The 24890-nt window shown below is 73.6% G+C and carries 20 protein-coding genes; 5 read left to right on the top strand and 15 right to left on the bottom strand.

Features of this window, described 5'->3' with window-relative positions:
- Positions 1–155 precede the first annotated feature (155 nt).
- From FH609_RS28565 to FH609_RS28550, 4 genes are all read right to left on the bottom strand, one after another.
- The gene (locus FH609_RS28565) at positions 156–1454 is read right to left on the bottom strand and encodes an SPFH domain-containing protein (RefSeq protein WP_139674592.1); all 1299 of its coding nucleotides are present in this window, start codon (positions 1452–1454) and stop codon (positions 156–158) included.
- The gene (locus tag FH609_RS28560) at positions 1451–3199 is read right to left on the bottom strand and encodes an SPFH domain-containing protein (protein WP_405379148.1); all 1749 of its coding nucleotides are present in this window, start codon (positions 3197–3199) and stop codon (positions 1451–1453) included. Before FH609_RS28560 ends, FH609_RS28565 begins: the two co-directional genes overlap by 4 nt.
- A 120-nt stretch (positions 3200–3319) precedes the next feature.
- Positions 3320–4180: a hypothetical protein gene (locus tag FH609_RS28555; protein ID WP_139674586.1), complete on the bottom strand. Its 861-nt coding sequence runs from the start codon at positions 4178–4180 to the stop codon at positions 3320–3322.
- Positions 4181–4391: 211 nt separating this feature from the next.
- A complete protein-coding gene (locus FH609_RS28550) occupies positions 4392–5378 on the bottom strand; it encodes an aldo/keto reductase (RefSeq protein WP_139674584.1) in 987 nt (328 codons plus the stop codon).
- A 393-nt stretch (positions 5379–5771) separates the two neighbouring features.
- On the opposite strand from FH609_RS28550, the gene FH609_RS28545 reads away from it, so the two are divergent.
- Entirely contained in the window at positions 5772–7688 is a 1917-nt protein-coding gene (locus FH609_RS28545) for a right-handed parallel beta-helix repeat-containing protein (protein WP_139674580.1), read from the top strand.
- 195 nt (positions 7689–7883) lie between these two features.
- Positions 7884–9575 (top strand): glycosyl hydrolase family 28-related protein, encoded by a 1692-nt coding sequence (locus tag FH609_RS28540; protein WP_139674577.1) that lies wholly within the window; start codon positions 7884–7886, stop codon positions 9573–9575.
- A gap of 39 nt (positions 9576–9614) precedes the next feature.
- Here the strand turns inward: FH609_RS28540 and FH609_RS28535 are convergent, their stop codons facing one another.
- From FH609_RS28535 to fdh, 4 genes are all read right to left on the bottom strand, one after another.
- Positions 9615–10538: an ornithine cyclodeaminase family protein gene (locus tag FH609_RS28535; RefSeq protein ID WP_139674575.1), complete on the bottom strand. Its 924-nt coding sequence runs from the start codon at positions 10536–10538 to the stop codon at positions 9615–9617.
- 238 nt (positions 10539–10776) lie between these two features.
- Entirely contained in the window at positions 10777–11880 is a 1104-nt protein-coding gene (gene nrfD / locus FH609_RS28530) for an NrfD/PsrC family molybdoenzyme membrane anchor subunit (protein WP_139674572.1), read from the bottom strand.
- Complete coding sequence (locus FH609_RS28525; RefSeq protein WP_139674568.1) at positions 11877–12869, bottom strand: 4Fe-4S dicluster domain-containing protein; 993 nt, start codon at positions 12867–12869, stop codon at positions 11877–11879. Before FH609_RS28525 ends, nrfD begins: the two co-directional genes overlap by 4 nt.
- Before the next feature lie 3 nt (positions 12870–12872).
- Positions 12873–16115, bottom strand: a complete 3243-nt coding sequence (gene fdh / locus FH609_RS28520) for a formate dehydrogenase (protein WP_139674565.1) — start codon at positions 16113–16115, stop codon at positions 12873–12875.
- Positions 16116–16259: 144 nt separating this feature from the next.
- Between fdh and FH609_RS28515 the strand changes: the two genes are divergently transcribed.
- On the top strand, positions 16260–17258 hold the full coding sequence (locus tag FH609_RS28515) for an alcohol dehydrogenase catalytic domain-containing protein (protein WP_139674562.1): 999 nt from the start codon (positions 16260–16262) through the stop codon (positions 17256–17258).
- Between the two features lie 55 nt (positions 17259–17313).
- Here FH609_RS28515 and FH609_RS28510 read toward each other — a convergent pair whose 3' ends face one another.
- On the bottom strand, positions 17314–17784 hold the full coding sequence (locus FH609_RS28510) for a MerR family transcriptional regulator (protein WP_139674560.1): 471 nt from the start codon (positions 17782–17784) through the stop codon (positions 17314–17316).
- A gap of 228 nt (positions 17785–18012) precedes the next feature.
- On the opposite strand from FH609_RS28510, the gene FH609_RS28505 reads away from it, so the two are divergent.
- Positions 18013–18219 carry a hypothetical protein gene (locus FH609_RS28505; RefSeq protein ID WP_122183468.1) on the top strand — a complete coding sequence of 69 codons (207 nt, stop codon included), beginning with the start codon at positions 18013–18015 and terminating at the stop codon, positions 18217–18219.
- Between the two features lie 9 nt (positions 18220–18228).
- Here the strand turns inward: FH609_RS28505 and mnhG are convergent, their stop codons facing one another.
- The 6 genes from mnhG to FH609_RS28475 are packed head-to-tail and all read right to left on the bottom strand — an operon-like array spanning position 18229 to position 24327.
- The gene (mnhG, locus tag FH609_RS28500; protein ID WP_139674556.1) at positions 18229–18654 is read right to left on the bottom strand and encodes a monovalent cation/H(+) antiporter subunit G; all 426 of its coding nucleotides are present in this window, start codon (positions 18652–18654) and stop codon (positions 18229–18231) included.
- A gap of 34 nt (positions 18655–18688) precedes the next feature.
- Positions 18689–18955 (bottom strand): monovalent cation/H+ antiporter complex subunit F, encoded by a 267-nt coding sequence (locus FH609_RS28495; protein ID WP_139674553.1) that lies wholly within the window; start codon positions 18953–18955, stop codon positions 18689–18691.
- Positions 18952–19545, bottom strand: coding sequence for a Na+/H+ antiporter subunit E (locus FH609_RS28490; protein WP_139674550.1), 594 nt, complete (start codon positions 19543–19545; stop codon positions 18952–18954). The genes FH609_RS28495 and FH609_RS28490 overlap by 4 nt, the downstream gene beginning before the upstream one ends.
- Positions 19542–21041: a Na+/H+ antiporter subunit D gene (locus FH609_RS28485; protein WP_139674547.1), complete on the bottom strand. Its 1500-nt coding sequence runs from the start codon at positions 21039–21041 to the stop codon at positions 19542–19544. The genes FH609_RS28490 and FH609_RS28485 overlap by 4 nt, the downstream gene beginning before the upstream one ends.
- On the bottom strand, positions 21038–21469 hold the full coding sequence (locus FH609_RS28480; protein WP_139674544.1) for a Na(+)/H(+) antiporter subunit C: 432 nt from the start codon (positions 21467–21469) through the stop codon (positions 21038–21040). Before FH609_RS28480 ends, FH609_RS28485 begins: the two co-directional genes overlap by 4 nt.
- Entirely contained in the window at positions 21466–24327 is a 2862-nt protein-coding gene (locus tag FH609_RS28475; RefSeq protein ID WP_139674542.1) for a Na+/H+ antiporter subunit A, read from the bottom strand. Before FH609_RS28475 ends, FH609_RS28480 begins: the two co-directional genes overlap by 4 nt.
- A 283-nt stretch (positions 24328–24610) precedes the next feature.
- On the opposite strand from FH609_RS28475, the gene FH609_RS28470 reads away from it, so the two are divergent.
- Positions 24611–24865 carry a hypothetical protein gene (locus tag FH609_RS28470; protein ID WP_139674539.1) on the top strand — a complete coding sequence of 85 codons (255 nt, stop codon included), beginning with the start codon at positions 24611–24613 and terminating at the stop codon, positions 24863–24865.
- The last annotated feature ends 25 nt before the right edge of the window (positions 24866–24890 follow it).

Here is a 24890-nt window from a genome sequence, read left to right as displayed (position 1 = left end):
TCCCGGGCGGCGGCGTCTCGGGCGCGGCGACCGCACGGCGGCCGCACAGCGACTATGGCACCGCGCGCCCCCGCCCGCCCCCGCACACGACGGCGCGCCCCCCGCGTTCCCACGGGAGGCGCGCCGGACCAGCGGAGCGAGCGGCCGGTTCGAGGTCAGTCCCCGCGCCGGTCGGCGGGCCGGTCCGCCCGTTCGACCGCGCCCAGCTGGGGCAGCAGCTGCGCCGTCAGCAGGGTGGCGAGCGCCGAGGAGTCCCCGCCGGCGCCCGCGTCCGTGCGGACCACCACCGGCTGCGGCGCCTTCCCGGCCAGCTCGGCGCCGACGTCCAGCCGCCGCCGGGCCAACTCGTACTGGAGCACCGCCCGGTTGTCCCGGTACGCCTGCGCCAGCCGACGCTGCGCCCTCGCCTCGTTCTCCGCCGCGATCAGCCCGCTGCGGCCCCGGGTCTCGATCTCGAACCTGACCCGCTGCGCGTTGGTCTCCTGCTTCTCCAACAGCTGGGCGACCTGCTCGCGTGCGTTGTTGAGCGCCGCCTTGACCTCGACGATCCGGGCGTCGCGCACCTTCTTGGCCCGCTCGATGTCCATGCCCAGCGCGTCGATCCGCCGCTTCCGGGTGAGGCCCCACTCCTGGTCGTAGGCCACCCGCTCCTTGGCGACCCGCTCCCGGGTGGCCAGGTGCTGCTGGTACTGCGCGGGCAGCTGCACATCCGGGATGTTGCAGCCGGTGATCCGCACCCCGTAGCGGGAGAGCTGCCGGTTGAGCAGCTCCTGCATGTCGGCCACGTCCGAGCCGCGCAGGTCGTAGGCGCGCTCGGTGGAGATCTGCCGGGCGCGCTGCCGGATGGCGTCCTGCACCGCGCTGGAGAGCACCAGGTCGAAGTTGCCCGCCCCGATGATCCGGACGAACAGCACCGCGTCCGTGATGCGGAACTTCAGGAAGAACTCGATCGAGCGCAGCGGCACGTTCTCCCGCGTCGGGCAGGCCATCACCGGCGCCGAGTACGGGATCTCGGTGGAGGTGTCCACCACGAACTCCACCCGCGACCACGGGTGCCACAGGTAGTGGCGGCCCGGGTTGAGGGTGCGGACCACCGCGCCGTAGCGGGTGAGGATGCCGTTGGTGCCCTGCTCGATCTCGACGATCGAGGAACGCCACCACCACAGCCCGCCGACCAGCAGCAGGAACACGCCGAAGGCGTAGGCGAGGACGGCCAGCGTGTCATAGGCGAGGTCGCCGGCGCCCGAGCTGTCCTGGGCGGCCAGCATCAGCCCGACGAGCATCGAGAAAAGGCCCACCCACAGCGGCGCCATCCAGCCGAGCCGGCGCCGGTGGCGCGGGATGATGACCGGGGTCAACGTCCCGGCCTCGCCGCCGCGCAGCAGCTGCGCCACGTCGCTCCAGGGGGCCACCGCCTCGGCGATGACCGAACGGTTCGCGCGCGGTGTGCTCACGACTGGTCCTCCTCGAAGTGTCCGTCCTCGAACCGTCCGAGGTCCCTCGGTGTGCGCGGGTCGTCGGCGAGGCCGTCCGACGCGGGCCCGGCCGGCTCCCCAACGGCCGGTCCCGCGAGGGAGTTGGTCGAACCGACGTCGTCACCGTTCCCGACCGGCGCCGGGACGGTCGGCCGGTCGGCCTCCCGCAGCGCCTCGATCTCGGCCTGCCGGCCAGCGATCCGCTCGGCGACCTCGGGCAGCCTGGCCCGCACCGCCGCCATGTCCTCGGGCGTGAACAGCTCGGCGCCGCGCTCGCCCACCAACTGCCGCGCCAACGCCAGGAAGTCGACGCCGGTCGTGCCGTCGCCGTCCCGCTCCGCGCCGATCCGCACCAGCCGGGGCAGGTGGTCCGCCACCTGCTCCAGGGTGTCCAACACCTGCTGCTGGTAGCGGTACTCCAGGATCTCCGGCGCCTCGGCCGCCGTCACCGCGCGGATGTCCAGCGCCTGGGCCTCCAGCAGCGCCGCGTTGGCCCGCGCCTCGGACTCGGCCATGACGTAGCGCTCGCGCGCCAGCGCCTCGGCCCGGTTGGTCTCCCGCTCCACGGCCGTGTCCATCTGCGCCTGGTACTGCGCGATGTCGGCCTGGATCGCGGAGAGTTCCTCCTGGCGGGTCGCCAACTCCTTGGTCAGGTCGCCCTCGTCCTGCTCCTTGCGGAGCTGGAGCGCGTACTCGTGCGTGTAGGCCTCCTTGGCCACCCGCACCATCTCGGGCGCCGCCAGGTCCATGCGGTAGCCACGGTCGCTGGGCTCGGCGTGGGTGATGTTGGCGTTGGTGAGCGCGACGGCCGGCAGGAACTGCTGGTTCAGCTGCTCCAGCAGCCGGCCGGTGTCCTCGCCGACCATGTTGTAGATGCCGGCGGCCTCCTGCTCGTAGATGAGGCTGCGGATGGTCTCGCTCACCGCGTTGTTCAACTTCTCCTGGAAACCGCGCACCGCGCCGAGCGTGTAGACGAATTCCACCGGGTCGCTGATCCGGAACTGAATGAAGAGGTCGATCGACGCCTTGACCCCGCTGCGCGTCGGGGCCTCGCGGACCGGCGCGTTGAACGGGTACTCCCGCGTCGTGTTGATGATGTACGAAACCCGCTTCCACGGATTGAGCAGAATGATCCGGCCGGGGCCGACGACCTGTTCCAGCTTTCCGAAACGGGTGATGAGCGCGGCGCAGCCGTCCGGCACCATCACCATGCCCTGGCGCCACCACACGAAGCCGAACGCCAGCACCACCATCACCCAGGAGTGCACCCCGAAGAGCGGGTTGGTGACCACGTTGTCGCTGGTGGCGCCGACGACCACCGTGCCGACGGCGACCACGACCATCAGCAGCAGCACCGGAAACATGCTGAGCAGCGAACGGCCGCGCGGAATGACCATCGGGCAGATGACATGGACCTTGCTCATGCCGTCCCGGCGCTGTTCGCTCCGGTTGAGCGCCTCGCCCGCGTCGTCCAGGGGAACGGTCTTCTGTTCCATGACGGTGTCGGTTCCGGCGCCGCCCTGGTCCTTCGCCGCCGGAAAGTCGGCGGGGTCCATTCCGTCGTCCCGGCCGGCGGAGGTCTCGCCCCGCGTCGTCGTCCGGGATTCCCCGCCGGCCAGCCGGCTCTGTAGTTCCTCCTGAACCGCGGCCCTGGGATCGGTCCCGTCGGTCACCGCCCGCGCGATTCTTCTCACGCTCTGAGTTCGCGCCACGAATCCCCCCATCGTTCGTTTTCATCTGTCGTGCGTGCGCCGGTCATTGGACACCACGAGCGGGAACGACGAAAGACGGGGGCGGTGATCGTTACAGGGTTATAGCGCGACGTCGTGGGCCGGCGGCGCGGGTCAGACCTTCCGGACCTGGAGGACGGCGACCCGCGCGTCATGGCCGTCCACGTGCATCGGGACGACCTTCGTCCACCGCAGCCGCAGTTGGGTGCCGTTGGTGCCGGGCACCCAGCCGATCTGGTCGATGCCGCCGCCGAACGCCCGCTTCTCGTGGTTCGGCAGCAGCAGCGGCATCGGGGTGCGGTTCACGTCGCCGGTCCAGATCACCGGGTAGCCCAACGACCGCCAGTGGCCCAGCACGTCGTCGCGGTGCGCTCGGAAGTGCCGCCCCCACATGTCGTCGCGCCAGCCCTCGTGGGGGTCCTCCCGCCCGTTCCAGGCGCCGGCGACATAGTGGGTGTTGGCGAGGACGAAGCGCAGGCCCGGGGTGTCCACCCGCTCCAGCACGGCCTCGGTGATCACGCGGTGGGGCGAGACGCCGGCCTTCCCGCCGTGCACGCGGGTGACCCGCTGCTGGAGGACCCGGTAGGCGGGGGGAACCGAGATCGGCACCCGCTCCGCCACGCTGTGGCGCAGGTAGAGGTTGCGGTAGCCGGCCGCGAAGTGCCGCTCGATCCAGCCGGGTTCCCGGCCGTCGCCGTCGCCCTCGCCGATCTCCTGCCAGCCGACGAGCGGCGTGGTGCGTGCGCCGTCGATCGTCACCGCGTCGCGGACGTCGCGGATGGCGCGCTCCCGCTGTCCGAGGTTCGCGCGCCCGACGTTGGCGGTGACGACGACCAGGCGCTTCCAGGCGGTCGCGGCGCTCGCCTCGCCGACGGCGCTCGCCTCGCCGGCGGCGCCGAGGAGGCCGGCGGCTGAGATGGCACCGGCCCCGCCGAGGGCGAGGACCCTTCTCCTGCTGGGCTTTCCACCGCTCATGGCCATGGGGTTCCTTTCGGGGGTCGGGTGGGCTCGGGCTCGCGAAGGGGCTCGCGATGCTACGCGTTGTCAGGACCCCGTCAAAGATCGAGATCCGGCCACCCGACCCGGGGCCGTCAACGACGGTTCGCACCCGGCGGCGGGGTGGCGGCGGGGGGCGGCGACAGCCGGCGCGCGTCGCGCGGCATGGCCGCCCCGGGGCGCCGCCCGCTCAGCGCAGCGGGACCTCGACGCCGGCCACGGCGTGCGGGGTGTAGGGCTCGTTGAGCCGCGCGATCTCCTTCTCGGTGAGGGTCAGCTCGGTGGCGGCGACGGCGTCCTCGATGTGGCGGGCGGCGGTGGCGCCGACGATCGGCGCGGTGACGGTCGGGTTGGCCTGGACCCAGGCCAACGCGACGCGGGCGGGCGGCACTTCGCGCCGTTCCGCGATCTCCAGCACCCGTTCCACGATCTGCCGGTCGCCCGGCTGGTAGAGGACGCCGGTCATCACGTCGGTGGCGGAACGGGCGGTGGCCGCCTCGTCCCAGGGACGGGTCAGCCGGCCGCGCGCGAGCGGGGACCAGGGGATGACGCCCACGCCCTGGTCGGCGCAGAGCGGCAGCATCTCCCGCTCCTCCTCGCGGTAGATCAGGTTGTAGTGGTTCTGCATGGAGACGAAGCGGGTCCAGCCGTGGCGCTCGGCGGTGAACTGGGCCTTGGCGAACTGCCAGGCGGGCATGGAGGAGGCGCCGAGGTAGCGGGCCTTGCCGGCCTTCACCACGTCGTGCAGCGCCTCCATCGTCTCGTCGATGGGGGTGTCGGGGTCGAAGCGGTGGATCTGGTAGAGGTCGACATAGTCGGTGCCCAGGCGGCGCAGGCTGTGGTCGATCTCGGCGAGGATCGCCTTCCGGGACAGGCCGGCGCCGTTGGGCCCGGGGCGCATCCGGCCGAAGACCTTGGTGGCGATGACGACCTCGTCGCGGCGGGCGAAGTCGGCCAGGGCGCGGCCGGTGATCTCCTCGCTGGTGCCGTCGGAGTAGACGTTGGCCGTGTCGAAGAACGTGATCCCGGCCTCGATGGCCTGCCGGATCAGTGGCCGGCTGGTCTCCTCGTCCAACGACCAGGGGTGTGGGCCGCGTTCGGGCACCCCGAAGCTCATGCAGCCCAGGCAGATCTCGGAGACCTCCAGGCCCGTCGCGCCCAGTCGCGTGTACCGCACAGCACCCTCCCGTGATCGACTCGCCCGATCGACTCGCTTGATCGTTCCCGGCGTTGAGGGCGCCCAGGCTAGAGGGTTGGAGCGCACTCAAGGCAATCGCCGGCGCCCGCGCCAGGCCCCCGCCATGTCCCCACACGCCCCGTCGCGCCGCCCGCGCCGGGTGCCGCCCCACCACGGGTCCGTGCGCGAACCGTTGACAAACCCATGACATGCGCGAAAACTCTGACCCCAGAGCGCAAGAGATCGACGAACACAACTCAATTACTTGCGTTGGATCTGCAAGTTCGCGGCAGTCTCATGGCGGGGTCCCCTCTCGCCTCGCCTCGACGGCCCCGGGGCCCACACCGACCCGGGCGCACTCTCTGTCGTCCCCCACAGAACAGAGGACACCCAATGAAAAGGAAGCAACGCAGCTGGCGGCTGGTCAGCGGCGTGTCCCTGGCCGGCCTGGTAGCGGTGGGGCTGGTCCCGCTCACCGCCAACGCCTCCGAGGACGCCCCGCCCGAGTCGGCGGGTGACGCCACCGAGGTCAGCCCGGCAGCCGAGGCGAGCGGCGCCACGCTCCCGTATGTCGAGTACGAGGCGGAGGACGCCGACTACCAGGGGACCCTGCTGGAGGCCGATCCCGAACGCACCTTCGGCCACACCAACTTCGGCACCGAGTCCTCGGGCCGCCAGTCCGTGCAGCTCGACGCGACCGGCGACTATGTCGAGTTCACCTCGACCAACGCCTCGAACTCCATCGTGGTCCGCAACTCCATCCCGGACGCGCCGGGCGGCGGCGGCATCGAGGAGACCCTGAGCCTCTACGTCAACGACACCTTCGTCGAGAAGCTGACCCTCTCCTCCAAGCACAGCTGGCTCTACGGCACCACCGACGACCCCGAGGGCCTGACCAACACGCCCGGCGGCGACGCCCGCCGCCTCTTCGACGAGTCGCACCTGCTGCTCGACGAGACCTACCCGGCCGGCTCCACGTTCCGGCTCCAGCGCGACGCGGACGACGCCGCCGAGTTCTACATCGTCGACCTGATCGACCTGGAGGAGGTCGCGCCGCCCGCCGAGCAGCCGGCCGAGTGCACCTCGATCACCGAGTACGGCGCGGTGCCCGACGACGGCGAGGACGACACCGAGGCGCTCCAGGCCGCCGTCACCGCCGACCAGAACGGCGAGATCGAGTGCGTCTGGATTCCCGAGGGCCAGTGGCGGCAGGAGCAGAAGATCCTGACCGACGACCCGGAGGACCGCGGCCAGTACAACCAGGTCGGCATCCGGGACGTGGACGTCAGGGGCGCCGGCATGTGGCACTCCCAGCTCTACTCGCTGATCCCGCCGCACGAGGCGGGCGGGATCAACCACCCGCACGAGGGCAACTTCGGCTTCGACATCGACTCCAACACCCAGATCTCGGACATCGCGATCTTCGGCTCCGGCACCATCAGGGGCAACAACGCCGACCAGGAGGGCGGCGTCGGCCTCAACGGCCGGTTCGGCGAGGGCACCTCGATCAACCGGGTGTGGATCGAGCACGCCAACGTCGGCGTCTGGGTCGGCCGCGACCTGGACAACATCCCCGAGCTGTGGGGCCCGGCCGACGGCCTGGAGTTCAACGACGTCCGCATCCGCAACACCTACGCGGACGGCATCAACTTCACCAACGGCACCCGCAACTCCTCGGTGACCAACTCCTCGTTCCGGAACACCGGCGACGACTCGCTGGCGATCTGGGCCAACCCGAGGGTGCAGGACCCCAACGTCGACGTCACCCACAGCAACACGTTCGCCAACAACACCATCCAGCTGCCCTGGCGGGCCAACGGCGTGGCGATCTACGGCGGTTACGGCAACGTCGTCGAGGGCAACGAGATCTCGGACACCATGAACTACCCCGGGATCATGCTGGCCACCGACCACGACCCGCTGCCGTTCTCCGGCGAGACCCTGATCTCGGGCAACACGCTGCACCGCACCGGCGGCGCGTTCTGGGGCGAGGCGCAGGAGTTCGGCGCGATCACCCTCTTCGCGGCGGGCAAGGACATCACGGGTGTCACCATCCGGGACACCGAGATCTACGACTCCACCTATGACGGCATCCAGTTCAAGTCGGGTGGCGGCGCGGTGCCCGAGGTCGACATCTCCAACGTGACCATCGACGGCTCGCTCAACGGCGCCGGCATCCTGGCCATGGGCGGGGCGCGCGGCAGCGCCAACCTCAGCGACGTCACCATCAGCAACATGGCCGACGGCGACGTGGTGGTCGAGCCGGGCTCCCAGTTCGTGATCAACGGCGGCCCCGGCGGCGAGGAGTGACGGCCGGTCGGGAACGGTGACCCAGGGGCCGGGGGAGGCCGCGCTCTGCCTCCCCCGGGCCTCCGTTTCTGGGAACGGGCGGCCTTCCGGAGAGTTCCGGGAGGCCGCCCGTCTTCCGTCGTCCGGCCGGGCGTGTCATCCTCACGGGAATCACGAACACATACCTGAAATGCGTTCACATACATGGAGGATGAGATGCCGGGCATCAGCCGCCGCACCCTGCTCGGCGGAGCCGCTTCCCTCACCGCCGCCGTGGGTGTCGGCGCCGTGACCAGCGCACCGGCCAGGGCCCTTGGTGCGAGTTCCGTCGGCACCGCCGACGCCGCCGCGCTCTGGGCGGAGTACGCCGCCGACCCGTACCGCCACCCGCAGATTCCGTATGTGGGACGGGCCGGCGCCTTCGGCGGCGCCCGCGAGCTGCCCCGGCCCGAAGTCGTCGCCAGCGCACTGGACTTCGGCGCCGACCCCGAGGGCGCCGCCGACGCCACCCCCGCCATCCAGGCCGCGCTCGACGCGGCGGCCGAGGCGGGCGGCGGCGCGGTGCTGCTGCCGGCCGGGCACTACCGGATCGACGGGCTGCTGCACATCGGCGCCGACGGCGTGGTGCTGCGCGGCGAGGGCAGCGGCGCCACCGTCATCGAGGCGACCCGCCACCTCACCGACCTCGTCGGGCCCTACGGCAGCCGCTACGGCGGCGACAAGTCCAGCTGGTCCTGGGGCGGCGGCCTCATCTGGCTGTGCCCGAAGGACCGTTGGCAGTCGCTGACCGACGCCATCCGCGCCCGCGACTGGCCGTTCGAGGGCTGGACCGGCAACGTCCGCGACGCGTTCGAGCCGTTGACCGCGCTCGGCCCGGCGACGCGCGGCGACTGGACCGTGCCCGTCGCCGACACCTCTGGTCTTGCCGAGGGCGACCGGGTGCTGCTGCGGCTGTCCGACGACGCGGACCACACCCTGCTCGCCCACCTGTCGGGCGAGGTGCCGGGCACCGCCGACTACGACTGGGCGTCGTGCACCAAGCTGACCAGCTACGTTCCCCACGAGTGGCCCTGCCGACTGGCCGCCGTCGACCACGACGCCGGCACCGTCACCCTGGACCGGCCGCTGCCGCTGGACGCCAGGCCCGAGTGGGAGCCTCAACTCACCACGCTGGTCCGGCCGTTGCTCGGCGCCGGCGTGGAGGGGCTCACCCTGCGCTGCCCCGAGGTGCCGATCTCCCAGCACCTGTTGAACCCCGGCTTCAACGGGGTGGCGCTCCAGTGCGCCTGGGACTGCTGGGTGGACGACGTCGAGGTCACCCACGCCGACAACGGCTTCCTGCTGGTCGCCGCGAAGGGCTGCACCCTGCGCCGCACCACCGTCTCCGGGCGGGACAGCCACCACCCGTACGCCTGCCGCGAGGGCTCTCACGACAACCTCGTCGAGGACTTCACGATCCGCGCGGCCACCTCGGGATCGCCCAACGCCTCGCTGCACGGGATCAACGTCGAGGGGCTGTCCAGCCACAACGTCTGGTCGCGCGGCACGATGGAGATGGGCACCTTCGACTCCCACCGGGGCTCACCCTTCGCCAACGTCCGCACGGAGATCGTCGTCAACAACAACGGCGCCCACGGCGGCGACGCCACGGCCGGCCCCCTCTTCGGCGCCCGCTTCACCCACTGGAACGTCACGGTGACCAACGGCCGCGCCGGCATGATCAGGATCGACGAACTGGCGCCGTACAGCGCCACGGTGGCCATCAGCGAGGTCGAGGAGTTCGGGCAGATCGACGAGCCCGACTTCCCCGGCGAACTCCACACCCGCCTGGAGTCCTACGGCACCCCCTCGGCCGCCGACCCGGTCAACCTGTTTGAGGCCCAGCGGGAGTTGGACCCCCCTGCCTGACGACGGCCGGCCCGGCCCCCGAGGGGTTCGGGGGCCTCCTCACCCCACCGCCTCGGTGGCCACCGTCAGGTCCTGCCAGGACATGCCGACGCCCTTGAAGAGGCGGGGCCGGTCCGGGGCCAACGGGACCTCGCCGCGTACGAGTTCGGCGAGGTTGCCGGCGATGACCGCCTCCGTCACCTCGCCCGCAGCCAGCGGGACGCACAGGTCCCCCGCCTCCCGCAGCGCGGCCGCGCGGGCCTCGACCACCACGGTCGCCCGGCGCACCAGCGCCGTGTCCACCTCGCGGGCGGTCGGCTCGTGGGAGCCCATCGCCACCACGGTCGCGTGCGCCGGCACGGCCCGCCCGTCGAACAGCGGCTCCCGCGCCGACGTGCAGCAGGCCACCAGGTCGGCGTCCGCGACCGCCCCCGCCGGGACGGCCTCGGCGGCCAGCCCCACCTCCCGGCAGCGCCGCACCAACTCCGCCGCCCGTTCCGGAGTTCGGCCCACCACCCCGACCCAGGTCAGCGGGCGCACCACCCGCAGTGCCTCGATGTGCCCCCACGCCTGCGGCCCCGTGCCGAAGACAACCAGCCGCCCGGCCCCGGGCTCGGCGAGCCGGTCCACGGCCACGGCCGAGACGGCCGGCGTGCGGAGCGCGGTCAGCGCCGAGCCGTCGAGCAGCGCCACCGGGCGCAACGTGGCGGCGTCCAGCAGCAGATAGGACGCGACGATCCGGGGCAGGCCGCGCGCCGGGTTGCCCGGCGCCACCCCGGCGACCTTCACGCCGACATGCCGGGCGCCGGCGGACGGCATCAACAGCAGTTGCCCCGCCGGGACTTCGACGGCCGCCCGGGGCACGTCCCGCTCCGGGTCGAGCCCCCCGCGCAGCGCCTCGGCCAGCGCCGCGACGGCCCGCGCCATCGGCACCCGCCGCCGCAGCTCCGGCCCGTCCACCAGCGTCAACTCGGTCAACTCCATGGCCCCAGCCTCCCAGAGCCACGCCGTCCTGGCCGTGCGCGCCGCATCATGCCCACGCCCATGCCGGACCGATCGGTCCACGGGCCAACGCCCCGCCCGACCTCCCCGCCCGACCTCCCCGCCACGCGGAGCCACCGGCGCAGCTCGTCCTACAGCGCGGACGGCGGAACCAACCGCGTCGCGTTCCGGACGGTTGACGCCGGGGACGTCGCGGGGGGCGACAGCGAGGCCCGCGCCACTACCCCGCAGCCTCCGGCCCGGGCACCGGCCCCGCACCGCCGTCCGCTCCCGCACCATCCCCGCCCGGCCGCACACTCGTCGCCCGCAGCCGCAACCGCTGCGGCAGCACCGTGTACTTCGGGTCCCGCGCCGACGCGATCCCCGCGTGGAAGATCGCGAAGCGGGTCGCCGCCGACGCCGCCACCAGCGCCGCACCGCTCAGCGCGGCCGCCGCACGGCTCCGGCCCCCGAACAGCGCCGCGCCCGCCGTGCCGAGCACGGCCAGCCGCCGCGCCGTGGTGAGCAGCCGCCCAGGCCGCCCGGTCCGGTACGGCTCCCCGGCGTGCCCCGCGCTGATCACCATCGACCGCAGCGCCAGCAGCTCCGCGCCCGTGGCCAGCGCGGCGACCCGCCGCGCCGGCCCGTTCTCGCCGCGCGGCCCGGCCAGCAGCGCCATGCCGGCGGCCGCCGTCGCCGCCGACGCGGCGAAGACATACGGGAGTTCGCGGTGCCCCTCGTGCCACGCGGGCACGGCGGTGTCCGCGAGCAGCACCCCGGTGTAGGTCGCGATGGCGGGCCCGAGGCCGCCGGCCGCCAGCGTCGCCGTCGTGCCCAGGCGCGGCAGCAGCCCGGTCGCCGCGCTGGCCGCCGCCAGCCCGGCCGCCGGGCCGTAGCCGGCCAGCAGCCAGGACCCGACGCTCATCGGCGAGGTCGGCTTGGCGACCCGCAGCATGTTGAGGAACCGCGCCGGCCGCCCCAGGTCGTGGACCAGCGCGACGGTGGAGAGCGAGATCGCGCCCAGCGAGCTGAGCTTCAACGCCCGCGCGGTGCCCGGCCGTCCGGTGAGCTGCGCTGCGGCGGCCAGCGTGGAGCCGGCGCCGGCGAGCCCGCCGAGGAACATGTAGCCGGCGATGTCGCGGGCCTCCCAGGCCGGCACCTTGAGCACCGGCCGCCCGTAGTAGGAGGTGAACTCGGCCTGCGGAACCATCCGCCGCTCCCGCTGCCGGCGGCCGGCCAGCGCCGCCTCGCCGTCGAGACCGTTGTCGAGACCGTTGCCGAACCGGGCCTCGCGCCCGGGGTGGACGCCCTCCAGCCCCTCGCGGGTGACACGTGCCTCGCTCATCGCTTCCTCCTCGTGGCGCTGGTGACGCTGGTGACGCGGGACGCCCGGGACAGCCGGGACATCCGAGACATCCGGTGGGCGGCGGCCAGCCCGCCGAACAGGGCGAGGGCGGCCAGCGCGGCGTGCCGCCACATGGTGGGCAGGTCGCGGGTGGTGACCTTCGGGTCGGGCGGCAGCCCGTAGACCTCCGGCTCGTCCAGCAGCAGGAAGAACGCGGCGGCGCCGCCCACCCCGTCGTCCGGGTCGTGCCCGTAGAGCCGGGCGTCCGGCACGCCGCCCTCGTGGAGTTGGGCGACCCGGCGCTCGGCCCGTTCCCGCAGCTCGTCCAGCGGCCCGAACTGGATGGACTCGGTGGGGCACGCCTTGGCGCAGGCCGGTTCGAGGCCGGCGCCCAGCCGGTCGTAGCAGAGGGTGCACTTGAACGCCCGCCCGTCGCCCGGGCGTTGCTCGATCACGCCGAACGGGCAGGCCGGCACGCAGTAGCCGCAGCCGTTGCAGACGTCCTGCTGGACGACGACGGTGCCGAACTCGGTGCGGAACAGCGCGCCGGTGGGGCAGACGTCGAGGCAGGCCGCCTCGGTGCAGTGCTTGCACACGTCGGATGACATCAGCCAGCGCAGCTCGGTGCGCCCGTCGGCGGTGGGCGGCCCGGGCGTGGTCGGCGTCATCGCGGCCTCGTCGACCGGCGTGGCCGAGCCACGGGCGGCGAGCGCCAACACGTCCAGGTCCTCGTGCGGTTGGTGCGCCTGCTGCCCGCCGAGCGGCTTGGTCTGCTCGATGAACGCGACATGGCGCCAGGTGGAGGCGCCCAGCTCGCCGGTGTTGTCGTAGCTCATCCCGGTGAGCGTGAGGCCGTCCTCGGGCACCAGGTTCCACTCCTTGCACGCCACCTCGCACGCCTTGCAGCCGATGCAGACGGAGGTGTCGGTGAAGAAGCCCACCCTGGGGGGCTGTCGGTCGGCGGGGGACTCGGTGGGGAACGTGGTCAACGGTCAGACCTCCGTGCCGGTCGCGGTGGTGACGCCCGCCCTGCGGCGGTAGTCGTCGAGCAGGTCGAGCAGGGCCGGGCCCCGGGGGCGGCGGCCGGGGCGGATATCGGCGGAGAGCGCCTTGACCTCCTGGATGTGCACGTTGGGGTCGAGGGCGATCGCGGACAGCTCGTTGGCCGCGTCGCCGGTGGCGTAGCCGTTGGGGCCCCAGTGGTAGGGCAGCCCGATCTGGTGCACGGTGCGGCCCTCGGCGCGCAGCGGCGCCATCCGCGCGGTCACCATCACCCGCGCCTCGACCGCGCCGCGCGCGGTGACCACGGTGGCCCAACCTCGGTGTTCGAGGCCGCGTTCGGCGGCCAGTTCGGGCGAGACCTCGCAGAAGAACTCCGGCTGGAGTTCCGCCAGATACGGCGACCAGCGGGTCATCCCGCCGGCGGTGAAGTGCTCGGTCAGCCGGTAGGTGGTCACCACGAACGGGAAGACCGCCGCGCCCGGCTCGTCGCCCGAGGGGTGGTAGAGGTTGCCGGGGCGCGGATAGGTCAACCGGACCGGGGAGCGCGGGTGTTCGCCGTGCAGGGCGTTGCGGAACGGGGAGTCCTGCGGCTCGTAGTGGGTGGGCAGGGGCCCGTCGGTCAGCCCGGCCGGGGCGTAGAGCCAGCCCTTGCCGTCGCCCTGCATCACGAACGCGTCGTCGCCGCGCAGCGCGGCGACGCCCTCGGCGCCGGGCTCCGGCACATGGTCGGGCCGCAGCCCCGGCACGAAGTCGGGCACGTCGTGGCCGGTCCAGCGGCCGGCGGTCTCGTCCCACCAGACGAGGGCCTTGGACTCGCTCCAGGGCCGGCCGTCGGGCGCGGCCGATGCGCGGTTGTAGAGGATGCGGCGGTTGGCCGGCCAGGACCAGGCCCACTCGGCGGCCATCCAGTCCTGTTCGGTGTGCGGGCGGCGGCGGGCGGCCTGGTTGACGCCGTCGGCGTAGACGCCGCAGTAGATCCAGCAGCCGCAGGAGGTGGAGCCGTCGTCGCGCAGCTGGGTGGAGGCGGAGAGCGGGGCGCCGTCGGGGCCGCGCCCGTTGATCTCGGCGAGCACCGAGGCGGCGACGGGCTCGGCGAGTTCGCCCTCCAGCGGGTAGTCCCAGGCCAGGTCGAGGAAGAGCCGGTCGGCCGGGTCGGTGGAGTCGGCGAGCTTGGCGCGGATGCGGGCGCCGAGGTGGTAGGCGAACCACAGGTCGCTGCGCGCGTCGCCGGGCGGCTCGACGGCGGCGTGGTGCCACTGGAGCCAGCGGTTGGTGTTGGTGAACGAGCCGGACTTCTCGGTGTGCGCGGCGGCCGGCAGGAAGAAGACCTCGGTGGCGCAGGTCTCGGGGGACAGCTCGCCGGTGGCGACCTCGGGCCCGTCGCGCCACCAGGTCGCGGACTCGATCAGTTGGAAGTCGCGGACCACCAGCCAGTCGAGGTTGGCCATGCCGAGGCGTTGCAGGTGGGCGTTGGCCGAGCCGACGGCCGGGTTCTCGCCGAGCAGGAAGTAGCCCTTGCAGTCGCCGTCGAGCTGGGCGAGCACCGTGTCGTAGGTGCTGTGGGAGCCGGTGATACGCGGCAGGTGGTCGAAGCAGAAGTCGTTCTCTGGCGTTGCCGCGTCCCCGTAGTACGCCTTGAGCAGGCTCACCAGGTAGGCGCGGGTCTCGGCCCAGTAGCCCTTGTGGGTGCGGACGGTCTCCACGAAGGAGTCCAGGTCGGGGTGGGTGGTGGCGCGCGGCATCGGCAGGTAGCCGGGCAGGAGGTTGAACAGGGTGGGGATGTCGCTCGATCCCTGGATGCTGGCGTGGCCGCGCAGCGCCTGGATGCCGCCGCCGGGCCGGCCGATGTTGCCGAGGAGCAGCTGGAGCACGCTGGCGGCGCGGATGTACTGGGCGCCGACGGTGTGTTGGGTCCAGCCGACGGCGTAGACGAAGGCGCTGGTGCGGTCGGGCCCGGAGTTGGCGGTGAGCGCTTCGGCGACCTGGAGGAACGTCGCGCGGGGCACGCCGGTGACCCGTTCCACCATCTCGGGGGTGTAGCGGGCGTAGTGGCGGCGGAGGATCTGGTAGACGCAGCGGGGGTGGCGCAGCGTCTCGTCGCGCTCGGGGTCGGGCGGCACGTCCTGGCCGCCGGAGCCGTGCGACTCGGAGCCGGCGGCGCGGTGTTCGACGGCGATCCCGTCGTGCGGCTGGGCGCTGGGGCTGCCGGTGGGGGCGCGCACGGTGGTGCCCTGGTAGGCCCAGCTCGCCGGGTCGTAGACGCCCTGCTCGGGGTCGAGCCCGGAGAACAGCCCGTCGAGGTCCTCGGTGTCGCGGAACTCCTCGCCGACCAGGGTGGCCGCGTTGGTGTAGGCCAGCACATACTCCCTGAAGTCCCGCTCCTCGAACAGGACATGGCGGATCAGGCCGCCGAGGAACGCGATGTCGCTGCCGGCGCGGATGGGCACGTGCAGGTCGGCCAGCGCGCTGGTGCGGGTGAACCGCGGGTCGACGTGGACGATCGTGGCGCCGCGCGCCTTGGCCTCCATCACCCACTGGAAGCCGACGGGGTGCGCCTCGGCGAAGTTGGAGCCCTGGATCACCACGCAGTCGGAGTTCTGGAGGTCCTGCATGAAGGTGGTGGCGCCGCCCCGGCCGAAGGAGGTGCCCAGGCCCGCGACGGTCGAGGAGTGGCAGAGCCTGGCCTGGTTCTCGACGGAGACGATGCCGAGGCCGGTGAAGAGCTTCTTGAGGAGGTAGTTCTCCTCGTTGTCCAGCACGGCGCCGCCCAGGCTGGCGATGCCCAGGGTGTGCGCGACGCGCTGGCCGTCCCTCTCCCAGCACCAGGTGGCGCGGCGGGTGGCGATCACCCGGTCGGCGATCATGTCCATCGCGGTGTCCAGGTCCAACGGCTGCCACTCGGTGGCGTGGGGCGGCCGGTAGAGCACCTGGTCCTCGCGGGTGGCCGAGGTGACCAGCTGGCGGGTGGCGGCGCCCTTGGGGCAGAGCCGGCCCCGGCTGACCGGGGAGGCGGGGTCGCCCTCGATCTGGGTGATCTTCTCGTCCTTCACGAAGATCCGCTGGCCGCAACCGACCGCGCAGTACGGGCAGATGGAGTCGACCACCCGGTCGGCTGTCTCGGTGCGGGCGCGCAGCGCCTCGGTGCCGGGGGAACGGGCGGCGGCCCCGCGCGGGTCCTGCCCGGCCAGCTGTCGGTAGACCGGCCAGTCCTGAATCCAGGTCCGCACGCCCATGGACGGTGTTCCTTCCCTCGCGTCCGCTGCCCGTTGCCGCGCCCTTCGTTCCTCGGGGGGCGAAAAGCGCGGAATGGGAAGATCCTCACCTGGTTGCCCCCCTGGCGCGAGTCGGGAGCCGCCCGGGCTGGCAGCATCGGGTCCATGGAAGCGGCGTTTGTGGAACGGCTCGGGCCCCCGGGCGAGATCCGGCTCGGCCTGCTGCCCCGGCCCGCCCCGGGGCCGACGGACGTGCTGGTGCGGGTGGAGCTGACCACCGTCAACCCGGTGGACGCGCTGGTGCGTTCGGGTGCCTTCGTCACCCCGGTGCCGCTGCCGCTGGTGCTGGGCAGGGACGCGGTGGGCACGGTCGCCGAGGCCGGCGAGGGCGCCGGATTCACCGCCGGCGAGCCGGTGTGGACCAACAGCCTCGGGCACGACGGCCGGCAGGGCGCGGCCGCGCAGTACGCGGTGGTGCCGGCCGACCGGCTCTACCGGCTGCCGGCCGGCGTCGACCCGACGACGGCGGTGACCGTGCTGCACCCGGGCGCGACGGCCTGGCTGGCGCTCTTCCGCCACGGGCGGCTGCGCCCGGGCGAGACGGTGGTGGTGGTCGGCGCTGCGGGGAACGTGGGCGGCGCCGTCGTCACCTTCGCCGCCGAGGCGGGCGCGCGGGTGCTGGCGCTGGCCCGCGCGGCGGACGCCGACCACTGCCGGGCGCTGGGCGCGGCCGAAGTGCTCGACTACCGGGACCCGGCGTTGACCGGGGCGCTGGCCAGGGCGGCGCCGGACGGCGTGGGCCTGGTGGTGGACGCGGCCGGGCGCAACGACCTGGCCTGGGCGGTCGAACTGCTGGCGCGGCGCGGCCGGTTGGTGCTGCTGGCCGGGGCGGGCACCCGGCCGACGCTGCCGGTCGGGGCGTTCTACCGAAACGACCTGACGGTGCGCGGCTTCGTGATCTCCAACGCGACGGTGGACGAGCTGGCCGAGGCGGCGGCCGGCGTCAACCGGCTGCTGGCCCTCGGCAGGCTGTCCTCCCGCCGGGCGACGGTCCGGCCGCTGTCGGCGATCGTCGACGAACACCGCCGCGTGGAGGACGGCACGGCCCACGGCCGCCGCGTGGCGCTCCGCACCAGCGCGGCCCTCCACCCGGTGCGGGGGTGAGGGGGGCTACTCCGGTCGATCCTCCGCCCCGGGCGTGGCCGGGGCGGAGGGCGGATCAGCCCGCCACCGGGCCGGCGCCCGGGGGAAGTTGCCCGGCGGCGCCCCGGGCGCCGGCGGGCCCCGCGCCGGCGGGCTCGGCGGCCAGGTGGCGGTAGGTGGGGCAGGTGAGGAAGTCCTCGGCCTCGCACTCCAGCACATGCGCCAGCAGCGCCTGGGTGGCCTCGATGGCGCGGCGGCGCCGCTCCAGTTCCGCGTGGTGCTCGGCGAGCACCACGCGCCGCGCCGCGCCGTCCGGCGCGTGCAGCAGCTCGCGCAGCTGGTCGAGGCCGAGCCCGGCGGCGCGGCCCCGCACGATGGTGGCGACGGTCGCGACCTGCGCCGGCCCGTAGCGCCGGCGGCCGGCGACCCGTTCCGCAGGGCTGAGCAGACCGCGTTCCTCCCAGTGCCGCAGCACATGCGGCGCCAGCCCGAAGCGGTCCGCCAACTCGCCGATCCACCAGCGTTGTTCATGGTCCGCACGCCCCATGGCCACCCCGTTTCCTCGTTCCGCCGGAAGACCTCCATCCTCCCGCGCCACGCCCGGACCGCCGCCGGGCGACTCCTCCCAACAGGCGATCATTGGTCACCTATGTCACGGTTTAAGAGACGTTGCCACCTGGGCGAGGCGAAGCGGTGGTCCCACCGCCGGCCGGCCCGCAGGAGCAGGGGCACATCAGTCGAAGAACCCGAGGAACCGCCGAGAGGATGCTCCGCGATGCATGAGATGCGAGCCGAAGTGAACGCGCAGGGTCACCGGAACTGGCATGTCACCCCGAAGGCCAGTTTCGTCGCGCTGTGTGGCAAGCACATGGCGCGTCCGGACGGCGGCACCCGGCCCGAGCTGTGCGAGGGCGTGGTGCACGAGAGCCACTGCGGCGCCTGCGTCCAGGGCTTCGAGCAGTTTGTGACGGCCCGGCTCTGATCACGGCGTTCACGTTCCGCCGGTCGGCGGCGGCTCGCGGTCCTCGGGCCCCCGCCCGTCGCCTTTCCGCCCGTCGGGCCCGCGCTCGTCGGGCCCGCGCTCGTCGATCAGCCGCGCCGCCAGTTCGTCGAGGACGACCTGGCGGCGTTCCACGGCGTCGGTCCGGTAGGCGATCCGGGCCACGATATGCCCGGTCACCGGCGCGGTGAGCAGGGAGAACGCGCCCACCAGCAGCAGCGCCGGCGTCTTGCCCAGCGGGGTCTGGAACACCGCGCCGAGCACCACCAGCAGCAGGCCCAACGTCTGTGCCTTGGACGCGGCGTGCAGCCGCGAGACCGTGTCCGGGAACCGCACCAGCCCGATGCCGCTCACCAGGCAGAACCCCGCCCCGGTCAGCAGCAGCACGCCGGAGACCACATCGCCGATCAGCTCCACCGCCGGCCACCTCCTCCCGCCGAACGCCGCCCGGTCACCGCATGTCCTCGCGGCGCTCGATCAGCCGGGACGAGGCGATCGACCCGACGAAGCCCAGCAGCGCGAGGACCACCAGCACATAGCCGGTGGTGGTGTCGGAGCGGGCCAACGTGCCCAGCACCGCGCCGACCACGATCAGGGTGACCAGCGCGTCCAGCGCCACCACCCGGTCCAGCGCCCCTGGCCCGGCCGCCAGCCGCCCCACCACCAGCAGCGCGGCGAGGCTGACCAGCGCCAGCGCGATGTTGGCCACGGTGATCACGCGCCACCACCTTCCGTTCCACCGGCTCCCGTTGAGCCGGTTGTGCCGGCGGCCGGCGCCGGCGGGCGTTCCGCGAAGACCCGGCCCAGCCGGCGTTCGACGCCCGCGACCTCGCCCCGGCGGCGCTCCACGTCGGCCGGGCTGCGCAGCGGCAGCGCGTGGATGTAGAGCAGCCGCCGCTCGCGGTCCATCTCCAGCACCAGCGAGCCCGGCACCATCAGGCTCAGCAGCGCCGTCGAGGCCATCAGCAGCTCGCTGTCCGTGCGCAGCGGGACCTCCACGATGCCGGTGGAGACCTTCGGCCCCCGGGCCAGCGCCTCCCAGGCCACCAGCACCGAGGTGGTCACCAGCTCCGTCAGCAGGTTGCCGATCAGGCCCAGCAGCCGCAGCGGCCGGCGCAGCCCGGGCCGGCGCACCGTCGGCAGGCCGAAGAGGGCCACCACCCCGACCGTCACCAGCAGCCCGCCGACCAGCGGAACGGGACGCACCCCGCCCCACAGCAGCAGCCACAGCACCCACAGCCACAGCACGGTGGGCGCCCGTCGGCGCACCCGCTCCAGCAGGCGCTCCGGCAGGACTCGCGGCGTCACCCGGCCTCCTCTCCCAGCACCGCCTCGCGGTAGCCGTCGCGTTCCAGCAGGTCGTGCGCGGCGCGCTCGCTGATCCGGCCCAACTCCCCGGCGCCGACCGCGATCCCGACGCCGGTCAGCACGATGCCGGCGGCCGCGCCCAGGATCAGCACGTTGCCCGGGTAGCGGCCGGGCGGCGGGCGTTCCGGCCCGGCGGAGAACACCGCGCGCCACAGCCTGGCCATCGCGTACAGCGTCAGCAGGCTGGTCACCAGCGCGGCGCCGACCAGCACCGGGACCGCGCCGCCGTGTTCGCCGCCGGCCTGGAGCAGCACGAACTTGGCGACGAAGCCCGAGGTCGGCGGGATGCCGGCCAGGCTGAGCGCCGGCACCAGGAACAGCCCGGCGACCACCGGCGGCGGCGGCGCGGCCCGTGCCAGCCGGGTCAGCGAGGCGGTGCCGGCCAGCCGCACCACGATCCCGGCGACCAGGAACAGCCCGGCCTGGACCGCGATGTGGTGCACGGTGTAGAGCACGGTCCCGGTCAGCCCGGGCACGTCGAAGAGCGCCAGGCCGAAGAGCATGAAGCCGATGTGGCTGACCAGCACGAACGACAGCAGACGGTTGATGTCGTCCTGCGCGACCGCGCCCAGCACCCCGACCAGCAGCGTCACGATGGCGGCGATCGCCAGCAGCGTCCACGTCCCGTCGCGCGGGAAGAGCAGCGTCTGGGTGCGGACCATCGCGTAGACGCCGACCTTGGTCAGCAGCGCGGCGAAGACGGCGGTGATCGGCGCCGGCGCCGTCGGATAGCTGTCGGGCAGCCAGAAGTGCAGCGGAACGGCCGCCGCCTTGATGCCGAAGACCACCAGCAGCAGCACGCTCAGCGCGGCCACCATCCCGTCGGGCACCGCGTCCATCCGGCGGCTGAGGTCGGCGAGGTTGACGGTGCCGACGGCGGCGTAGCACAGCGCGATGGAGGTGAGGAAGAGCAGCGAGGAGGCGAGGCTGGTGATGGTGTACGTCATCCCGGCGCGGATGCGGTCGGCGCCCGCGCCCAGGGTGATCAGCACATAGGACGAGGTCAGCATCATCTCGAAGGCGACGAACAGGTTGAACAGGTCGCCCGCGAGATAGGCCAGGCAGATCCCGCCGGTCAGCAGCAGATACGCCGGGTGGAACGCGTAGGGCGAGGAGCGGCCCGAGTCGGCGAAGCCCTGCCCGATGGAGAAGACCAGCACGGCCAGCGCCACCGCGACCGACACCATCAGCAGCAGCGCGGACAGCCGGTCGGCGAGCAGCGTGATGCCCAGGGGCGCGGGCCAGCCGCCGAGCGTCGCGGCCCGGGGCCCGTCCCGTTCCGCCATCACCAGCAGCATCACCGAGTCGGCCAGCACCAGCGTCAACACGCCGACGCCCAGCAGCTGTTGGGCGACGCGGCTGCCGGAGAGGGTGAACGAGACGCCGGCCGCCAGCACGGGCAGCAGCATGGGCGCGACCAGCAGCCAGGCGGTCACCGGCCCAACCCCCCGCCCGGCTCGTGGTCCCGGTCGGTCGGCAGCGGCGGGCCGCTCTCCTCCCGGTCCTGCACGGTGCCGATCCGCCGGTCCTCCACGTCGTCCCGCACCTCGTCGTGCCCGTCGAGCTGCCAGGCGCGGTGCACCAGCGCCAGCAGCAGCGTGGTGATGCCGAAGGTAATCACGATCGCGGTCAGCGCCATGGCCTGCGGCAGCGGGTCCGCGTACCGCTCCCCCGGGCCGGCGCCCGGCAGCACCGGCGGCACGCCGGGCGGTCCTCCGGTCAGGAGCAGCAGCAGGTTGGCGGCGTGGCCCAGCACGATCACGCCGAGCAGGATGCGCATCAGCGAACGGTCCAGCAGCAGATAGAAGCCGGCGGCGAAGAGCCCGCCGACGACCAGGGCCATCACCAGGTCCAGGGTGGTCATCGCGGCACCCTCCGGGGCCGGTCGTGGTAGGGCACCAGGGTGTCGCCGGCGTCCCTGGCCTGCGCGAGGGCGAACAGCAGCTTGAGGCAGACGCCCAGCACCAGCAGGTAGACGCCCAGGTCGAAGAAGATGTTGGTGACGATCTTGACGTCGCCCAGCGGCGGCAGGCCCAGCGTGAACGTCGCGCTGTAGAGCGGCGGTTCGCCGAACGCCAGCGGCGCCAGCGCCACCAGCGCGGCCAGCGCCAGGCCGCCGCCGGCCACCGCGCGCGGGGTGATCGGCAGCGGGAACGCGGCCTCGGCCCGCCGCCCCACCAGATACCGCAGGGTGAACGCCTGCCCGGCGACCAGCCCGCCGGCGAAGCCGCCGCCCGGCCGGTAGTGGCCGGCGAACAGCAGATAGACGGAGAGCACCAGCACGGCAGGGAACAGCGCCCTGACCACCACCTCCAGCAGCAACGAGCGGTCGCGGCGCGGCAGTTCGTCGGCCTCCGGCAGCCACGGCTCGCGCGGCACGTCCCAGTGGATGCCCCGGAACGCGCGCGCCGCCCGGCTGCCGGCGGAGGGCCCGGTCGGCCACTGGCGGCGCGAGGAGCGGTAGCCGAGCAGCGCGCCGGCGCCGATCACGGTCACCAGCAGCACGCTGATCTCGCCCAGCGTGTCCAGCGCGCGGAAGTCGACGAGCAGGGCGTTGACCGCGTTGTTGGCGCCGGTCTCCGGGGCCCGTTCGAGGATGGTGTCGGAGAGTTCCAGGGACTGCCGGACCGCCGTCGCCGAGACCGCGAAGTAGGCGACGCAGCCGCCGGCCGCCAGCGCCACGGCGGCCCGCAGCAGCCGGCCCTTGGGGCTGGGCCGCTCGGGCGTGAAGCTGGACGGCAGCCGCCGCAGCACCAGCACGAAGACCACCACGGTGAGGGTCTCCACCAGGAACTGCGTCAGCGCCAGGTCCGGCGCGCCCTGCACCAGGAACAGCGCGGCCACCCCGTAGCCGACCGCGCCCACCAGCAGCACCGCCGTCAGCCGGTGCCGGGCCACCACCAGGCCGCCGAGGGCGGTCAACACCACGCAGGACAGCGGGATCTGCACCACCGAGTGCCAGCCGACGACCTGCGGCCAGTCCGGCGGGTGGGACAGCAGGGTGCCGCCGGGGACCACGATGACGGTCAGCAGCAGCACCGTCAGATAGAACGGCAGCGAGCCGACCTGGGTGTGCCGGGTCAGCCAGGTCGCGGCGTGGTCGACGCCGCGCACGGTCCGGTCGTAGCCGCGCTGGCTGTCCGGCAGCCGGGGCAGCCGGCGGCCGAAGCGGGCCACCGGGCGCCTCGCCCCGTGCATGACCAGGCCCAGCGCGATCATGCTGGCGGAGACGAGCAGCGGCGCGGTGATGCCGTGCCAGAGCGACACGGCGTAGCCGGGGCCCGGCTCGATGAGCAGCCCCCGGGTCGCGGCATAGGGCTCGACGAGGCGGGCGGTGCCCTCGTACCACAGGCCCAACACGGGCGCGGCCGCCGCCAGCAGGCAGATCGGCCAGACCAGCCCGGGCGCGGCAGGTGCGGGCTCCGCGTCGGGGACGCCCGGCTTGCGGGCGAACGCGCCCCACAGGAACCGCGCCGAGTAGGCCACCGTCAGCAGCGAGCCGAGCGCCAGCCCGGCGACCGCCCAGCCGCCGCCGGCGAACGGCGCGTGCCACAGCCCGTCGTAGGCGGCCTCCTTGCCGAGGTAGCCGATCAGCGGCGGCAGGCCCGCCATCGAGGCGGCGGAGACGGTGGCGGCCGCCGCCAGCAGCGGCAGCCGGCGGGCGAGCCCGGACAGCCGGGTCAGGTCCCTGGTACCGGTGGTCTTCTCCACCACGCCGACGGTCAGGAACAGCGAGGACTTGAACGCCGCGTGCGCCAGCAGCATCTCCTCGCCGGCGAGCGCGGAGGTGCGGGTGCCGGCGCCCAACAGGGCGATCAACATGCCGAGTTCGCTGACCGTGCCATAGGCGATCAGCAGCTTGAGGTCGTTCTGCCGCAGCGCCCGCCAGGCGGCGACCACCATCGTGGTCAGCCCGAACGCCAGCACCGCGGGCCGCCAGGGCCCGACGCCCTCCAGGGCCGGGGTCAGCCGGCCCACCAGATAGACGCCTGCCTTGACCATGGCCGCCGCGTGCAGATACGCCGAGACCGGGGTTGGCGCGACCATCGCGGCCGGCAGCCAGGCGGAGAACGGGACCTGCGCCGACTTGGCGAACGCGCCGACCAGGATCAGCGTCGCCGCCAGCCAGGTCAGCCCGCCGCTGGGCGGGTCGGTGAGGAGTTCGGAGATCCGGTAGGTGTCGGCCTCGATGCCCAGCAGGATGAAGCCGAAGAGCATCGCGAGCCCGCCGGCGGCCGTGGTGAGCAGCGCCTGCTCGGCGGCCCTGCGGTGGTCGGCGCCCTCGCCCCGGCCGGCGATCAGCAGGAAGGAGATGACGGAGGTCAGCTCCCAGAAGATATAGAGGGCGATCAGCTGGTCGGCGGTGACCAGACCGAACATCACGCCGGCGAAGAGCAGCAGCAGCGCCGCCTCCCGGCCGTGGCCCGGCAGGTAGCGGGCGCAGTACAGCAGCACCAGGGCGCCGACGCCGCTGACCACGTAGACCATCAGCAGGGAGAGCGGGTCGAGCCGCAGCTCCACGGTGAGGTTGAGGGCGGGCGCCCAGGAGAGCGTCTCGTTCAGCGTGCCGCCGTCGAGGACGGCGCCGGTGTGCCAGGCCGCCCAGCCGACGGCCGCCAGCGGCACCAGGGCGGCGACGTACCAGACGCCGCGCGGCGCCCGGGCCGCGAGCCACGGGAGGAACGCGGCGACGGCCGCGTGCAGGGCGAAGAGTGCCAGCACCGTTCGCCCTCCTTCGTTCTCCCGCGCGGAACGCCGTTCCCCGACCGCCGGATGAGCCCGTTTGATGAGCTTGTGGGCGGAACGGCACGGTTTCGATCATCGCGGGCCCGACCCGTTCAACCGCGCACAGCGCGCTCCGGTCGCGTGTCGCGGACGCGCTCCGGTCGCCGGTCGCGGTTTGCCGGCGGGGCGCGCCGGGCACCCGGAGGGCTCGCAGATGCCGGCCGCGCGCCACCCGGGGTGGCCGTGGCCATCCGCCGTTGTCGTCGAGGGAGGGCGCACGATGAGCACGCCCAAGCCGGGGCCCGAGCCGGACCCGTTGCCGCCGCCGGGGCCCGAGCCCGATCCGATCCCGCCCAGGCCGACGCCGCCGCCCGACCCGAAGCCCGGGCCCGGCGGGCCGCGCCCGGGCCCGCAGCCGGGACCGGTCCCGGTGCCGCCGCCCGACCCGGAGCCGCCGGCGCCCCCGGGCCCCGACCGCCCCAAGCCGCACCCCGACCCACAGCCGGCGCCCCCGCCCCCGCCGCCGCCGATGTGAGACGGGGCGGAACGGCGGGGCACGG

It is taken from the genome of Streptomyces sp. 3MP-14, from assembly GCF_006334905.2.
In the GTDB taxonomy this organism is placed as follows: Bacteria; Actinomycetota; Actinomycetes; order Streptomycetales; family Streptomycetaceae; genus Streptomyces; species Streptomyces triticirhizae.
The sequence above is the reverse complement of the archived record's forward strand: the minus strand, read 5'-3'. Positions and strand labels throughout refer to the sequence as shown.